At 39.7% G+C, this 14,841-nt stretch carries 13 protein-coding genes and 2 pseudogenes; 7 read left to right on the top strand and 8 right to left on the bottom strand.

Annotated elements, in window-relative coordinates; all coding sequences use genetic code 11:
* Window positions 1-14: 14 nt before the first annotated feature.
* From HWE15_RS04820 to HWE15_RS04800, 5 genes are read right to left on the bottom strand one after another with little or no spacing between them, the layout of a single operon-like run.
* Window positions 15-1,091, bottom strand: a complete 1,077-nt coding sequence (locus HWE15_RS04820) for a toxin-antitoxin system YwqK family antitoxin (protein ID WP_290506371.1) — start codon at window positions 1,089-1,091, stop codon at window positions 15-17.
* A gap of 44 nt (window positions 1,092-1,135) precedes the next feature.
* The gene (locus HWE15_RS04815; protein ID WP_290506370.1) at window positions 1,136-2,317 is read right to left on the bottom strand and encodes an acetyl-CoA C-acyltransferase; all 1,182 of its coding nucleotides are present in this window, start codon (window positions 2,315-2,317) and stop codon (window positions 1,136-1,138) included.
* 44 nt (window positions 2,318-2,361) lie between these two features.
* Window positions 2,362-2,973, bottom strand: coding sequence for a hypothetical protein (locus tag HWE15_RS04810; protein ID WP_290506369.1), 612 nt, complete (start codon window positions 2,971-2,973; stop codon window positions 2,362-2,364).
* On the bottom strand, window positions 2,963-3,607 hold the full coding sequence (locus HWE15_RS04805; RefSeq protein WP_290506368.1) for a hypothetical protein: 645 nt from the start codon (window positions 3,605-3,607) through the stop codon (window positions 2,963-2,965). The genes HWE15_RS04810 and HWE15_RS04805 overlap by 11 nt, the downstream gene beginning before the upstream one ends.
* A gap of 2 nt (window positions 3,608-3,609) precedes the next feature.
* The gene (locus HWE15_RS04800) at window positions 3,610-4,575 is read right to left on the bottom strand and encodes a VWA domain-containing protein (protein WP_290506367.1); all 966 of its coding nucleotides are present in this window, start codon (window positions 4,573-4,575) and stop codon (window positions 3,610-3,612) included.
* Window positions 4,576-4,714: 139 nt separating this feature from the next.
* On the opposite strand from HWE15_RS04800, the gene HWE15_RS04795 reads away from it, so the two are divergent.
* The 6 genes and pseudogenes from HWE15_RS04795 to HWE15_RS04770 all read left to right on the top strand — a co-directional run bounded on the left by HWE15_RS04795 (window position 4,715) and on the right by HWE15_RS04770 (window position 10,149).
* Entirely contained in the window at window positions 4,715-7,108 is a 2,394-nt protein-coding gene (locus HWE15_RS04795) for a TonB-dependent receptor (protein ID WP_290506366.1), read from the top strand.
* The gene (locus HWE15_RS04790; RefSeq protein WP_290506365.1) at window positions 7,108-7,941 is read left to right on the top strand and encodes a DUF4249 family protein; all 834 of its coding nucleotides are present in this window, start codon (window positions 7,108-7,110) and stop codon (window positions 7,939-7,941) included. Before HWE15_RS04795 ends, HWE15_RS04790 begins: the two co-directional genes overlap by 1 nt.
* Before the next feature lie 131 nt (window positions 7,942-8,072).
* Window positions 8,073-8,447, top strand: a complete 375-nt coding sequence (locus HWE15_RS04785; RefSeq protein WP_290506364.1) for a BlaI/MecI/CopY family transcriptional regulator — start codon at window positions 8,073-8,075, stop codon at window positions 8,445-8,447.
* Window positions 8,444-9,178: pseudogene (locus HWE15_RS04780) on the top strand (M56 family metallopeptidase); the annotation flags it as partial. The gene HWE15_RS04785 and the pseudogene HWE15_RS04780, both read left to right, overlap by 4 nt.
* 219 nt (window positions 9,179-9,397) lie before the next feature.
* Window positions 9,398-9,718: pseudogene (locus HWE15_RS04775) on the top strand (energy transducer TonB); the annotation flags it as partial.
* A gap of 17 nt (window positions 9,719-9,735) precedes the next feature.
* Complete coding sequence (locus tag HWE15_RS04770) at window positions 9,736-10,149, top strand: energy transducer TonB (protein ID WP_290506363.1); 414 nt, start codon at window positions 9,736-9,738, stop codon at window positions 10,147-10,149.
* A gap of 48 nt (window positions 10,150-10,197) precedes the next feature.
* Here the strand turns inward: HWE15_RS04770 and HWE15_RS04765 are convergent, their stop codons facing one another.
* Window positions 10,198-10,977 carry a DUF1080 domain-containing protein gene (locus HWE15_RS04765; protein ID WP_290506362.1) on the bottom strand — a complete coding sequence of 260 codons (780 nt, stop codon included), beginning with the start codon at window positions 10,975-10,977 and terminating at the stop codon, window positions 10,198-10,200.
* 122 nt (window positions 10,978-11,099) lie between these two features.
* Between HWE15_RS04765 and HWE15_RS04760 the strand changes: the two genes are divergently transcribed.
* The gene (locus tag HWE15_RS04760) at window positions 11,100-11,993 is read left to right on the top strand and encodes a neutral zinc metallopeptidase (RefSeq protein WP_290506361.1); all 894 of its coding nucleotides are present in this window, start codon (window positions 11,100-11,102) and stop codon (window positions 11,991-11,993) included.
* On the opposite strand, the gene HWE15_RS04755 is transcribed toward HWE15_RS04760, so the two are convergent.
* Together HWE15_RS04755 and HWE15_RS04750 are read right to left on the bottom strand one after the other, a co-directional pair.
* Entirely contained in the window at window positions 11,990-12,910 is a 921-nt protein-coding gene (locus HWE15_RS04755) for a universal stress protein (protein ID WP_290506360.1), read from the bottom strand. The two genes, HWE15_RS04760 and HWE15_RS04755, sit on opposite strands and share 4 nt — an antisense overlap.
* Window positions 12,911-13,352: 442 nt before the next feature.
* A complete protein-coding gene (locus HWE15_RS04750; protein ID WP_290506359.1) occupies window positions 13,353-14,828 on the bottom strand; it encodes a lipopolysaccharide biosynthesis protein in 1,476 nt (491 codons plus the stop codon).
* Between the last annotated feature and the right edge of the window lie 13 nt (window positions 14,829-14,841).

Below are 14,841 nucleotides of genomic sequence, written 5' to 3'. Positions count from 1 at the left end.
CAGGAATCCTTTCGCTAGATTTTGTTTTCCTTTGACTCTGACCGGATCTGATTTCCTTCCTCGTCAAAGAAAAGCCATGTTCCTGTAGGGCGGTTGTTTTTGAAATAACGGATTTCCTCTAGACTTCCATTCTCACGATACACTCTCACTTCACCTTCGGCATAGCCATTTTCATAGTTTATTTCCATGTAGAGTTGACCATTGGGATGGTAAACCGTCTCTTTCGACACCAAATCTGATTTTGGTTCAAACTCCCGGATGAGTGAAATATTCCCGTTTTGATGATAACCTTTAAGAGGGCTTGTAGGGATCCCACTTTTGAAACTAATTTCTGAACGGATTTGGCCATTTTCAAAATATTCTCGGGTGGTCCCCGTTTCTATTCCATTTTTATAAATTGCCTCCGTTCTTTTTTCTCCATTTGGAAAGTATTCTAGAAAAGCTCCATGATAGACTCCCTTTTTAAATTCTATGTCAGATTGGGTTTTTCCATTTTCAAAATAGGTAATCTCATGGCCTTCTAAATCGCCATTTTCATAGGTAGCTTTTCTTTTTAGGTTTCCATTGGGATAGTATTCAAGCAATTCACCATTTAGCTGACCATCCTTATAGAAGGCGATTCGCTCAGCCTGTCCATTTTTAAAAAATCGTTCGCTTTTTCCCGTTGGTAACCCTGATTCGAATTGGGTGACGTCTTGGATTTGACCATTTTCAAAATGGGTGGTTACTTTCCCTTGGATTTGGTCGTCTATGTAAGTCAATTCTTGATGAATAGCTCCATTGACGTAAAAGTTTTTACCTAACCCTTCTTTTTTATTTTGGACATAGGGGATAATACGTAAGGTGTCTCCAGTTTCAGGATTGAGTTCAATGAATAACCCTTCCCGTTGATCATTTTTCAATTGTCCGATCAATACGAGCCGACCTTCTTCATCATATCGTTTTAATGGACCTTCTGCTTTCCCATTTACAGTATAGTAAAACTCTTTGAGCATTAATTTCTGCTCGTCATAATAGGTGCGTACCGCTTCCTGTCCCAAGACGGTATGTAGGCTGAGGCACAAAAAGAGACTTAAAAAGAGCTTTTTCATAAAAAAATCCGCGACAGATTCGCTGCCGCGGATTACAAATTAATTTACATTTTTTCGATAACCATGGCAGAGGCTCCACCTCCTCCATTACAGATTCCGGCTACCCCAATATTACCTGCTTGTTGGTGCAATACTGAATTCAAGGTGGAGATAATTCTCGCACCGGAAGCACCTAATGGATGTCCTAGTGAAACAGCTCCACCGTAGACATTAAGTTTTTCTGGGTTCAGGTTCAATTCTTTTTGATTCGCCAAAGCAACAGCAGAGAAAGCTTCATTTATTTCGTAGAAATCGACTTCATCAGCTCCTAAACCTGCATGCTTAAGGGCTTTTGGGATGGCTAGGGCAGGAGCTGTGGTAAACCAAAGTGGGTCTGTGGCAGCATCTGCAAATCCACGAATTTTAGCTAAAGGTTTTAAGCCTAATTCATCTGCTTTTTCTTTACTAACCAAAACTAAGGCAGAAGCCCCGTCATTCATTGTAGATGCATTGGCAGCAGTGACAGTTCCATCTTTTTCAAAAACAGGTCGGAGCGAAGGGATTTTTTCAAACATTACGTTTTTATATTCCTCATCTTCTTCAATCAGAATTGTTTCTCCCTTTCTACCCTTCAATTCTACAGGAACTACCTCATCTTTGAAATATCCTTTTGCCCATGCATCGGCAGCTCGCTGATAGGATTGAATGGCATAGGCATCTTGTTCTTCCCGGCTGATGTTCATTTCCCTGGCTGTATTGTCTGCGCAATTTCCCATTGGGAATTTGTAGTAAACTTCAAAAAGCCCATCCTTCACCAAGCCATCTACTAATTCTGCATTTCCATATTTATATCCAAAACGTGCTTTTGGTACATAAAAAGGTACATTGGACATGCTTTCCATACCTCCTGTAACTACCACGTCATTTATGCCTAGCATAATAGATTGTGCTCCAAACATGATTGCTTTCATTCCGGAAGCACAAACTTTATTGACAGTTGTGCAAGGCACATTGTAACCAATTCCCGCACCAATGGCAGCTTGACGAGCAGGAGCTTGGCCAAGGTTGGCAGAAATCACATTTCCCATAAAGACTTCTTGAACGGCATCAGCCTTAACGCCGGATTTTTCAAGAGCTCCTTTGATAGCTGTTGTTCCAAGTTCGATGGCAGTTAAGCCTGAAAGTTTACCTCCAAAACTTCCAAGAGGTGTTCGAACTGCAGAAACGATATAAACTTCTTTAAACATTGTATTTGGGTTTATCTGAGAAATAAATTTTAGAATCTAATGACTTACCAATCAGGAATTCCCCGCTTGGGCCGTTGGGTTGCTTTCTTGCGATTTTGCTGTATGTATCGTAAATCAGCAGCATTCATACTTTCTAGGATTTGAGCTGCTTGCTCGGGTGTCAGGTTCATGGCTTTTAGTTTTTCCTTGAACTCCTCCAATGCTTTTTGCCGATCGGCTAGATTCGCATCCATTTGATCATTCGCGTTTTCGCTTGCCGGATCTTGACTTTTTTCCTGTGGATCTCCTGATTGTGATTCCTTGGCTTGGTCTTGATCGGTTTTATCCCCTTGCTCCTGATTTTCCTGTTGCTCTCCTTGCTCGCCCTGGCTTTGTTGGTTTTGTTGCTGCTGCTCCTGATTTTGTTGGTTTTGTTGTTCCTGATTTTGATTTTGTTCTTCTTCTTGCTCTTGCTCCAGCTTTTCCTTTAAAGCCTTCAGTTTTGGGTCGCTGGGGAATCTGCTGAGACCTTCATTTACGGTATTAAGGGCATTCTCCCGTTCAGTTTTGACATAGGAGCGAGCTGCCCGGTTAAAAAAGTCTCCGGCAGTTTGAGCATTCCCCTGAATACTCAGGAAGCCAATTAATAGGAGCAATAAAAAGAACTTATTTTTCATTGATTTCTGTAACTTCTTGTAGATGGGTAATAAACTCTTGATAGGCTGCAACTGTAGGATCCTGTTCTAGCGCATCCGTCATTAAATTTAACGCATCCTTGAACCTAAATTGTTCAACCAATCGGTCTGCTTCTGCTTTTTTTCGTTTTGCGAATTCCGAAGGTTCAGGCTGATTCTGTTCTTGATTTTTTCGCTCTTCATCCCGCTTCAGCCATCTTGCCAATAGCTCATAATTGTGTCGAGCTACCTCATTCAATGGGTCTTTAATGAGAGCAGTTTTAAATTTACTCAAAGCCACTTCGTATTCCTTCTTATTGCCAAGTAAAACACCTCCTTGGTTAAAGGCAAAAGATGCCAATACGGCATCTGGACTTATACTCGCTTTGTCATAAAAGCCACTAGCTTCTTCCAATTTTTCAGAATTTTGTGAGCTTAGACCTAAATCAAAATCCAATTCCGAAGACTGAATACCAAATTGTTCTTGCAGGGCTAGATGATTCTGGAGGGATTGCTCATATTCCCCATTTGCATAACTTTCTGCTGCCACATCAATTGCAGCATTCATCTTGGAGTTAATAGTCCAAGAGGAAGGAATTAGCAATAAAATACCTATAACCAGTTTTGCCCAATTCATACCTATAGTTTAATGGTTTTAATGGGTAAAATCATATCGATAATGGAAAGTACTAAGCCTGCCAGCAGAAAATAGAAATATTTATTGGAAGAGGTTTCGACTTGACGGGTTCCAATTGTTCCGCCTTTCAGCTGTTCCAAATTGGCTACTAAATTTGAAATTTCTTGGGTTTGATCTGAAATTTCAAAATACTGGCCACCAGTCTCTACAGCAATTCGCTGAAGGGAGGTTCGATCCAATTTACTTTCAGCAGGTTTCCCAGTGTTTGGGTCTATTACAACTCCATTTCCTCGCGGAATAGGACTGCCGGATTCGGTACCAATTCCCAAAGAGTAAACTTTGATACCTGCATCAGCTAAAGAGCTAATCACTGACTCATAATCCTCGCCAAAATCCTCACCATCGGAAATCAGAACTACCGACTTGGATTTTACCTCTGGTGAAGGGTCATTGGAAAATCGGTCAAACGCCATTCGCAGCGGTCCGCTAAGATCCGTTCCGGCATTTGGGACCAAGCCCGTATTTAACCCATCAATATATAATTGTAATACATTTTGGTCAAAGGTCAAGGGGCATTGCATGTAGGCTTCTGATGAAAAAATGATCAAACCTATCCGATCTGAAGGGAAGCTTTTAATTAGTTCTTTTAATTCAAATTTGATTCGTTGAAGCCTGCTTGGACCGATATCAGTCGCATTCATGGATTGGGAAAGGTCCACTGCAAGAAAAATGTCCTTGCCTTCTTCCTTCACCTCTTTGGTAGAAGTTCCTATAGAAGGCCCAGCAAAGGCTATTAAGAAAAGGATAAAGTAAAGGCTACGGAGAAATAACTTGGTTAGTAATCTCCTTTTTTCAACCTTTAGGCGTCTATTTATTCTCCAAAATCTAGAAATATAGAATAGGTAAAGGAGTACGAAAACAGCTCCTAAAATTACTATCAACCGAAAATCTGGATAGGCCCAAATCATGGCCTGAAATTAAAAAATAATTGGGAAGGAAATAACCTTTAGGATGGACGGTTGGTTTAGAATGGGAACAGAAAATAAAAATTAACAAACATTAATTTTCTCCGCACGTCTTGAAACAAGTGTTTCCACCTTTTAACTCATGAAATTTCGGTTTAAAACCCTTTTTGTTGTTTTCTTTCTTCTTTTTTTCACGCGTCTTTCAATAGCTCAGGGCCTTCCTCAGTTACAGGGAATCATATTCGATCGGGAAAATTCACTTCCACTTCCGGGAGCAAGTATTTATTGGGAAGAGGATTTCAGCTCTGGTGTAGTTGCTGATTTGGAGGGAAGGTTTTCGATTACCACACCTAGCCTTCCAGCGGTTTTGACCGTCTCTTTTATTGGATATGAAACTTCTACTCGAGAAATAACTGCCAAGGATCTAGAGAAGCCATTGCGCTTTTTTTTAAGTCCTGAAGAATTGTCTTTGGAGGAGGTTTTGGTTCAAGAATTACGTCCGGATGAAAATTTGAGAAGCTTAGAAACAGGGAAAAATCGTGTACCCATTCAAACGATCAAAAACATTCCCGCCTTGTTTGGAGAAGTGGATTTATTGCGGAGTCTCCAACTTCTTCCTGGTGTTCAGACTGCAGGAGAGGGCACAACAGGGCTTTTTGTAAGAGGGGGTTCAGCGGATCAGAATTTAGTTCAACTAGATGGAGCACCTGTTTACAATCCTTCTCATTTTTTTGGATTCTTTTCCGTTTTCAATCCGGATGCATTAAGTGAGGTTGAGTTGTATAAGGGAAATATGCCTGCTTCTTTTGGAGGAAGATTGTCCTCCTTGATTGATGTTTCCCTAAAAGAAGGGAATAATTCAAAAATTCATGGGGAAGGTGGGATCGGTACGATCTCTTCTCGTTTGACTATAGATGGTCCGCTTTTTTCTGAAAATTCAACCTTTGTTGTTTCTGGAAGAAGGACCTATGCAGATGTGTTTTTAGGCTTTTCCTCCGATGAGGAAATTAGAAATAACAAACTCAACTTTCATGATTTAAGCGGGAAAGTAGTTTTTCGGGTTGGGGATCGGGATCGAATCAGTATTAGTACCTATCAGGGGCGAGATTTTTTGGGTTTGGATGATCAATTTGGTCTTGGATGGAGCAACTGGGTGACTGCTGTTCAATGGTCTAGAAATATCACAGATCAAGCTTTTTTTGACTTAGATGCCTACCATTCCAGATATAATTATCAATTGGATTTTGATGATCCTGACAGTGGGTTTATCTGGGGGAATAGCCTTTCTGAATCTGGTTTAAAGGGGACTTGGTCTTTGTTAGGGGATAAGTTTTCTTCCTATTGGGGTTTTCATTCTCAGTTTTACCGGTTTTCACCAATTAAATTAGAACCCAGTCCTGGAAATACTTTCCAACCTATTTCTACCAACCCAAAAAATGGATTATTGAATAATTTATTTGTAGGGACAAGTTTGGAATTGAGTTCCAAGTTTAGCGTTGAAGGAGGTTTGCGCCGGGGTTTGTTTAATCAATTAGGGTCAGGAGTAGAATATATTTATGAAGGGGGTATTCCTGGACCAGATGCAGAAGTCATTGATTCTGTCCGCTACGATCGATTTGAAAACATTCAGTTTTATCAGGGATTGGAACCTCGGTTAGCATTTCGATACTTGATTAATGATCGATTTTCGATCAAATCTGCCTACAATCGAAATTTTCAATACGTACAAATCGCATCCAATAGTTCAGCAGGTTTGCCAATAGATCGTTGGATTTTGGCAGATCGTTATGTCAGTCCTATTCGAAGCGATCAAGTATCTCTTGGGTTCTTTAGGAATTTCCAAGAAAATAAATGGGAATTATCTATCGAAGGATATTATAAGACACTCGAGGGAATCATTGACCTTCGGAATGGTGCGCAGGTTTTATTTACCGATAATGTAGAAACGGAGCTTTTGTCGGGAAGAGGGTGGAGTTACGGTGTGGAGTTTTTGTTGAGGAAGAACATGGGGAAAACAACCGGTTGGTTGGCATACACCTGGTCAAGAGCCTGGAGACAAATCGAAGAAATAAGCCTAGGAGAGCCCTATAATCCAAGATTTGATCGGCCTCATGATATCACCTTGGTTTTAAATCATGAATTTTCCCCAAAATGGTCTGCAGGGGTAACTTTTGTTTATACCACAGGGCAAGCTGTCACCTTTCCTATTGGAACTTATACTTCCGATAACCAGCAACTTCCTTTGTTTTCACCTTTCCGGAACGAAGACCGATATCCAGACTATCATCGGATGGACGCTTCCATAACCTGGAAAAATGCCAATAAAGGAAAAAAATGGAGAGGAAGCTGGAACTTTAGTGTCTATAACCTTTATGGAAGGAAAAATCCTTTTGCCTATGAATTTCGGGAAATCTATAATGATGATATTGGTTTTAGCCCGGGAGATGGAGAGCCCATTACCTCTTCTCGACAGGGAATTATCATGACTTACCTCTTTACTTTTCTTCCTTCGATCACCTATAATTTTCAATTTTAATGAGAAAGTATCTGGTTTGGCTTTTTGTAGTGTTATGTTTTGGGTGTCAGGAAGAAGTTGATCTTCCTTTGGCTACGATCGATGGTGAAATTCCTATGATTGAAGCAAAATGGACAAATGTTCCTGCACTTAATGAAGTTAAAATTACCCTTGCCCAAGACTATTTTGAAAATACTGATGCTCCAGTTATTGCAGATGCTGAAGTTTCAATACGGAATTTAAGGACAGGAGAGGTTATTCCTTTTTCCTTCGTTAATCAGCTTTCCTTTTACAAGCCAGTTGATCCAAGAAGAATAGCGCAAATAGGGGAGACCTATGAACTTGAAGTTCGATGGAAAGGAAATATTTATACAGGCAATGGCGAGATGTTGGAGGCTCCCATTTTGGATAGTCTGTCTTATGAATTCCAGGAGGAACGCTTGTTTCGGGATGAAGGATATTATATCAAAGCCTACGGGAAAATTCCTTTTGAAGAAGACAATTACTATCGGATTCGGGTCATTGAAAATGATACCTTAAAGAATGACCGGGATGATTACCTACTATTTGACGATACGTTCGGAGTTGAATTTTTTGAAGAAGGGCTGGAATTAAATTATGCTTTTAAAGAAGGTGATCGGATAAGACTGGAACTCTTTCGGATGAATAAAGGAGCTTATGAATATTTCAGCCAGTTAGTAGGTTTGTTGTTTAATGATGGTGGACTTTTCAGTCCTCCTCCTCAAAATCCTGATAGTAATATTCGACGCGTTCAAGGTTTAGGAGAACATTTGGGATATTTTTTGGTTGGCCCTGTATTGTTCGAAACCATCGATATCCTTCCTTCAGATTGATTCTCTTTCTTGTTTTTAAATAACTTTTTTCCATTCCTCTTATTTTTAATAACTTGAGGATAGTTTGTGATTCTCGTAGAATTACGAAAAAATAGTTGTTTAAATAAAAAATAAATTATAGTATTGGAATTATGAAAGAGATTTCAGCACAAGAGGAGCGAATCATGCGTGTACTTTGGAACTTGGGGCAAGGCTTGATTCGGGATGTACTTAATGAATTGGAAGAGCCCAAGCCTCCATATACGACCATAGCCTCAACGGTTAGATTGCTTGAGAGCAAGGGGTATTTAACCCACAAAGTGTATGGAAATACGCATATGTATATTCCTTTGATAACTCAGGAGGAATATTCGAAAGGAAGAATAAATCATATGGTAAGTAATTTCTTCCAAGGTTCGGTCAGCAACTTCCTTTCGTTTATGGTCAAGGAAAAAGAGATTTCTCCAAACGAAATTGAGGATTTGCAAAAGTTTATTGATGAGGCAGAGAAAAAACCCAAGAAATGAATGCACTGATAGATTTTTGGGTAGAGGGTAGCATAATTCTGGGAATAGGCTTATTATTCTATAAGCTTGTCTTGGAAAAGCTTACGTTTTTTGATGAAAACAGGATTTACCTCCTGTTATTAATGGCTTTTTCGGTGACTTTACCCTTTTTATCCTTTCAAGTAGAAAGTTCTACAGCTGCTATTCAGGAATATTTATTGCCCACTTTTGAGATAGGGGTTGAGGATTCATCCAGCCAAGGGTTTAATTGGTTAATCGTTGTTTCGGTTCTTTATTTCTTAGGTCTGGGCTTCAGTTTGATTAGGGTTTTCCTTGGCTTGCTTAAACCGATTTTCCAGCTACAATTAGCTGAAAAATTTGAGTATCAAGGAAAGTTATTGGCTATCCATCCAAAGTTTGAACCTGCTTCTTTCTTTGGGGTGATTTTACTCCCCAAGTTTGATCCGGAAAACTCAGATCATCAACAAATTTTCCTACATGAGTCTGTTCATGTTGCCAAAAAGCATTCCTGGGATTTAGTGTTTATCCATGTTTTTAAGTCGCTTTTTTGGTTTAATCCCATGGTTATTCTTGTTGAGAAATTTCTCCGGGAAGTCCATGAATTCCAGGCTGACCAAGGGGTGATTTCCACTTATTCTTCTTTTGATTATTCTAGGTTGCTTCTTCGCTTGATTGTTCAAGATAGAGGATGGCAACTCGCGCATAGTTTCAATCAATTTCAAACCAAAAAACGAATTCTTATGATGAATCGAGAGAAGTCAAAATATTTAGCAAAAAGCCGTTTTTTGATGATTTTACCGCTTGCTGCCTTGTTTGTGCTGGTTTTTGCTTGTGATCAAAATATCTCTGATGAAGAAAATATTAAGCCGGAAAATATTGTCGAGGTTATTAATGAAGACGGTGATACAGAGTTGAAGGGTATGGTTAACGGTAAATTAGTGGAGATAGGGGCAGATGAGATTTTTGATGTCGTGGAAGATATGCCAAAGCCCAGTGGAGGAATGTCGGCATGGAGTGACTATTTGATGAATAATTTGAAATATCCTGCAAAAGCAAAAGAAACGGGGATAGAAGGTACCGTGGTTTTGGCATTTGTGGTAAACACTGATGGATCAATTTCTGATGTGGAAATACTTCGGGGAATTGGAGCTGGCTGTGATGAAGAGGCATTACGAGTGATTCAGAATGCTCCAAATTGGGAGCCTGGAAAGCAAAGAGGTCGGGAGGTCCGAACTCGTATGCGATTGCCAATTCGATTTAAACTGAGTTAATACCATAATTCATTAGGATGAAATATTTGATAAATAGAATTGGAGGAATTGCTTTTGTACTTTTTTTCCTAGGAACGGCGCAGATGGTTTTGGCTCAGGAATCTATTGTTTCAATTAGTGAAATGGAAACCTTGGATTCTCCACCAAAACCTCCTGGAGGCATGGATGGTTGGATTACACATATAGCCACTAACTTGAAGTATCCTACCACTGCACGCAGCAAAAAAATTGAGGGGACAGTTGTTCTAAAATTTGTAATTGAAAAGGATGGATCTATTTCCGAAACTCAAGTACTTCGAGGAATAGGAGGAGGCTGCGACGAAGAGGCCTTACGAGTGTTAAAGCTTTCTCCAAACTGGACTCCTGGAATCAAAGAAGATCAACCTGTTCGAACAGAAATGCGACTTCCTATTCGCTTTAAGTTAGGTTAATTGACACGGAAAATAAAGAAGGCTTCCATTTTTGGAAGCCTTTTTTTATTAAAAATCTGTCGATTTACCGTCTAGGTTCTCGGGTTTGATCCAAATGTTTCGATAGAAAACCTCATGCCCTTCGGCTTGAAGTTTTAATCCTCCTGGACGGTCTGTGATTCCCTTTCCTCCATCATTTCCTCCGTCAATTCCAGAATTTGGGCCACCCCATACTTGCTGGATTTCTACATCCTCATGGATTTTTTTTCCATTGAAATAAATGGTGACTCGTGCTTTTTCAGTCAACTTTCCATTTTCAAATCGGGCAGCTTTGAAAAGAATGTCATAAGCATTCCATTTTCCAACCCCATTGTAGGCTTGTTCCTTTGGTAGGTGTTCGTTGATGACTGCAGCCATGCCGTGAAGTCCATAATCGCCATCCAAAATTTGAATTTCATAGCGGTTTTGGAGGTAAACTCCACTATTTCCTCCTTCATTATTCACCAAAAACTCTACATGAGCCCGGAAATCTCGGTATTCATTTTTAGTTACAATGTCTGCTGCTCCATATTTTCCGCCAGCAGCTGCTGGGTCATTACTGCTGATTGCCTTGCCACCATCTACAGGGTCGGTCACTTCCATCCATTTAATAGGAGCTTGGGCAGAAAATCGAGGCCCTTCCCAGTATTGCCAATTTTTAAGAAGCATTTCCTTGCTTCCATCTAATAATAGTTCTGCACCTTTAATAGGTTTTACACCTACGCCAACTTGGCCAAATAAAGGCGCAATGGTAAAGGTGAAAAGAACAGAGGCTGCCAAATAGTGAAGCAGGTTTTTCGGGAATTTCATAGGTTTGGTTTTTGGGTTTTGAATAATAAGTCCTTCTAATTTGGCTATTTTTAGCGTTGATAAAAAGTAGATCTTGTCTAGAAACAATCGATTAGGCTCATTTATTTTTAAAATAGAACATTATGAAGTGGCAAGGCAGAAAGAAAAGTAGCAATATCGAAGATCGTAGAGGCCAGCGAGCCGGATCGGGCGGAGGATTAAATCCTTTACTCCTTGGATCATTGGTAAGGTTGTTATTTTCTAAAACAGGATTGATCATTGTAGGTGTTTTGGTGGTCTTTTCCTTAGTCACAGGCACCAACCCTCTCCAATTTTTGGGAAGTATCATGGGGAGTGGAGGACAAGGTTTTGCCACAGAAGTTGCGTATACACCTTCTGCGGAGGAAGATCGTTTGGCTGAATTTAGTGCAGTGATTTTGGGTGATACCGAACTCATTTGGAGCGAGCTTTTGGAAAATTATCGAGAACCGACCTTGGTTCTTTTTTCTGGTGCGGTTTCCTCAGCATGCGGAAATGCAAGTGCGGCGACTGGTCCTTTTTATTGTCCTGCGGATGAAAAGCTATATATCGATCTTAGCTTTTTTGAAGAAATGGAGCGTAAATTGAATGCACCGGGTGATTTTGCCCAAGCTTATGTGATTGCCCATGAGGTGGGTCATCATATTCAAAACTTAATGGGGATTACTGATGAGGTTCAGTCCTTACGCGGTCAAATTTCAGACAAAGAGTACAATCAGTATTCTGTTCGATTAGAGTTGCAGGCAGATTTTTTGGCTGGGGTTTGGGCGCATCATTCCCAAAAAATCAGTGGGATGATGGAAGCTGGTGATTTGGAAGAAGCACTAAATGCAGCGAATGCTATTGGAGATGACCGACTTCAAAAGCAGGCCACAGGTGGAGTGGTCCCAGATTCGTTTACGCATGGGACATCTGCTCAACGCATGCGTTGGTTCAAAAAGGGTTTTGATACGGGGGATTTAACTCAAGGAGATACTTTCGGCTCTGAAAGACTTTAGATTTCAAGAATGTAATCCAGAATTCCGGCATTCTTTCCTTTTGGTCGAGTGACCAGTAAAGGAAGACTGTCGTTGAACTGAATCAAGCGCTCTGCCATACTTCCAATAAATAAGGCTGTTGCAGCCGTTCTTCCTTTTGCTCCAATGATGATTCCGTCAGCCTCAATCTCAAGCGCTTTGGAAATAATTTCCTGTACAGGATCATCATCGTCATCTTGTGTATAGATAGGAGTGATTTTGATTCCCTTGGTGTCTATCTTCCGGATAAATTTCTTATAATTTATTTCGGCATGCATCTGCATGATTTGGGTAAATTCCTCGTAGGTTTTACCTGTAAAGTGATATCCAGAAGGGACGTTGTATACGTTTTGACAGATGATTTCTGCATTTCCGTGGCGTTCGGCAATCATGATTGCTTCCTCCATGGCATCTTTTGAATACTCTGAAAAATCAGAAGGAACCAATATTTTTTTCACCTTTGGAACAGAATCTTCCGGGACTATTAATAAAGAACAACTTGCTCTTCTTGCAAGTCTCAAGGCAGCAATACCGGTTCCAGGAAGGTTTGTTTTACGCCCAATCAGGATCATATCCACTGATTTCTCCTCGGCGAGTTTCAATATTTTTTTGGATAAATTCCCTTCCTTGACAATGTAATTAAGTGAGACGTCTTTCTGATTTCCAAAAACTTCCGCTACGGCTTTTTTCATGGCATCCTGCCGCTCAGAAACCATGTTTTCGATCAAATTTGGGAACTCTTCAAGGACTTCTTTCGGAACAGATAGGTTTTTAATAACATTTACAAAAAAAATCTTTTTGCTATGATTAACTGAAGCAACAAACCTGGCAAATTCAATTAAGGTCTTGTCCAAAGGACTTTGGTCAAGACAAACAATCATTTTCTTAATCAAGTACATGGGTTTCTAAAATTTTAGAATGCAAAGTTAAGTTTATATTGGAAGAGCTAGGTTAAATTTTGAAATAAAATATTGAAAATTCCAATATTTTAAATGATTATTCAGAATTAATCCCTCATAACCTCTTCATTACAGAATAAATGCTATGATTTACGGGTTCTTGGGACTTTTTGTTTTGTTGTGTATTCAGACCTTATATTTTTTGAAAAGAATTAGAGGCATCGATTTTCAACCTCTTGCTGTATTATCCGTATATTTGCACAAGCCTGGATCGCTGACATGTTCAAACTTCACAATTTAATTACAATACCGAGTGAAGCCCTTTCCAAAAACAGGCCTCACCCTGATATCTATCGGGGCCTCGTCCTTCGGGCAGGATAACAGTGGAAGTTTGCGGACTTCAGGCAGCTCAAATCTTGTCTATATGGAGGTTTGTAACACTCTAAGATCCAGGCTTTTTTACTTTTTTAACTAGCCATTGGAGTTCCTCTTTTCCAGAAAATCCTATCAGTGCTGCACCCAAATAAATAACTATAATCAAGCTGCTTTTCAAGAAAAGATCAATAAAGGGGGCTTCGCATTCTGGAACAAAATTCAACATAAACAAAGTCGCTATCCCTAGGACGATGATTTTTAGACTTTCTAGGCTAAATGGAGAAAATCCAAGCTTCATTTTTAGATAACCATACTTGGTCAAATTAAAGGCAAGCATGACCAATGCCGATGCGATGGCAGCACCTTCAATTCCAAATACAGGGATTAAGAGGTAATTCAAAAAAATGATCATTGCACTCATAATAACTGTCGCAGTGAGATTGAACTTGTAATACTTAGAAAAAACGAGAATCTCCGAGTTAGCAGAAAATCCAGCGTCAATTACTTTACCTAAGCCAATCCAAAAAACTACCCATTTCCCACTTTCATAGATCGCACGGTTTGGAATCAAATAATAAATGGAATCAATATTGATCCAAATCCCCAGAAAAAGTAATAGGCAGAGGTATAATTGTCGCTTGGATACTTGCTTATAGAGTTGATTGATTTCATCCAGTTTATTGTCTGCAAATTGCTTTGCGATGACGGGCATAATGACCTGCGAGATGGCTCTGCGTGGCATTTCAATTACCAAAGCCATGCTGAAAGCAATGGTGTAAATGGCATTGGCTTCCAAACTAATCATGGAACTGACCATTATGGAATCAATTTTCATTATCAGGGTAGAAGCCGCTGTTGCTAAAAATGTAATCAAGCTAAACCGAATAAATGCACCTCGGAAGCCAGCGGGGAATTGGTTCCAAGAAAAGTCAATATTGATGACTTTCAACCAGGACAAATAAATGAGCATGCCGAGAAGAGGAAGTGCATAGACTCCAATTAAGCCGGCCATCATTTGATCAAAATTGATCCAATTCATTAGAAAGGTTAAAATCCAAAGTCCAGTGAGTAGTCTTAAGAATACCTCTCGAAAGAAGGTTGGAATGGAAACTTTTAAAAAGGAACGACTATAGGCATCCAAAATCGAATTAGCCAATGCCAAAAAAGTAATAAATAAAACGATCCATAAATACCGAATAACTTCTGGGGAATTGGAAGCGAAAAGGGAGATAATTTGATTTTGAAATACCCAAAAAATGGTGGCAACTATAAGAAAGCCGAACATGGACAGCAACAGACTGAAACTTAAAAACGCTGTTTGTCCTTTTTCCAACTTTGGGAAATATCGGGTAATTCCATGCCCCAAGCCCAACTGAGCAAAAGGTACAATCAGTAAAGCTAAATCTTGAATGGTCCGAAAGGTGCCTAATTGGGCTGCTTCTAATGCATAGGGATAGAGCCAAAGGACATTTATATAGCCAACGACCACTCCTAGGTAGGAAAAAATTGCTGTTTGAAAGCTTTGATTGGCTACTTTGCCCATGGGCTGAAAATAT

The organism is Algoriphagus sp. (genome assembly GCF_013373065.1).
Lineage (GTDB): Bacteria > Bacteroidota > Bacteroidia > Cytophagales > Cyclobacteriaceae > Algoriphagus.
This window is presented reverse-complemented; position numbering and strand designations above follow the sequence as displayed.

What these genes read in the sequence shown, in the direction of transcription:
- HWE15_RS04820 (WP_290506371.1), bottom strand. Translation starts at nt 1,091, where the DNA reads ATGAAAAAGCTCTTTTTAAGTCTCTTTTTGTGCCTCAGCCTACATACC.
- HWE15_RS04815 (WP_290506370.1), bottom strand. Translation starts at nt 2,317, where the DNA reads ATGTTTAAAGAAGTTTATATCGTTTCTGCAGTTCGAACACCTCTTGGA.
- HWE15_RS04810 (WP_290506369.1), bottom strand. Translation starts at nt 2,973, where the DNA reads ATGAAAAATAAGTTCTTTTTATTGCTCCTATTAATTGGCTTCCTGAGT.
- HWE15_RS04805 (WP_290506368.1), bottom strand. Translation starts at nt 3,607, where the DNA reads ATGAATTGGGCAAAACTGGTTATAGGTATTTTATTGCTAATTCCTTCC.
- HWE15_RS04800 (WP_290506367.1), bottom strand. Translation starts at nt 4,575, where the DNA reads ATGATTTGGGCCTATCCAGATTTTCGGTTGATAGTAATTTTAGGAGCT.
- HWE15_RS04795 (WP_290506366.1), top strand. Translation starts at nt 4,715, where the DNA reads ATGAAATTTCGGTTTAAAACCCTTTTTGTTGTTTTCTTTCTTCTTTTT.
- HWE15_RS04790 (WP_290506365.1), top strand. Translation starts at nt 7,108, where the DNA reads ATGAGAAAGTATCTGGTTTGGCTTTTTGTAGTGTTATGTTTTGGGTGT.
- HWE15_RS04785 (WP_290506364.1), top strand. Translation starts at nt 8,073, where the DNA reads ATGAAAGAGATTTCAGCACAAGAGGAGCGAATCATGCGTGTACTTTGG.
- HWE15_RS04770 (WP_290506363.1), top strand. Translation starts at nt 9,736, where the DNA reads ATGAAATATTTGATAAATAGAATTGGAGGAATTGCTTTTGTACTTTTT.
- HWE15_RS04765 (WP_290506362.1), bottom strand. Translation starts at nt 10,977, where the DNA reads ATGAAATTCCCGAAAAACCTGCTTCACTATTTGGCAGCCTCTGTTCTT.
- HWE15_RS04760 (WP_290506361.1), top strand. Translation starts at nt 11,100, where the DNA reads ATGAAGTGGCAAGGCAGAAAGAAAAGTAGCAATATCGAAGATCGTAGA.
- HWE15_RS04755 (WP_290506360.1), bottom strand. Translation starts at nt 12,910, where the DNA reads ATGTACTTGATTAAGAAAATGATTGTTTGTCTTGACCAAAGTCCTTTG.
- HWE15_RS04750 (WP_290506359.1), bottom strand. Translation starts at nt 14,828, where the DNA reads ATGGGCAAAGTAGCCAATCAAAGCTTTCAAACAGCAATTTTTTCCTAC.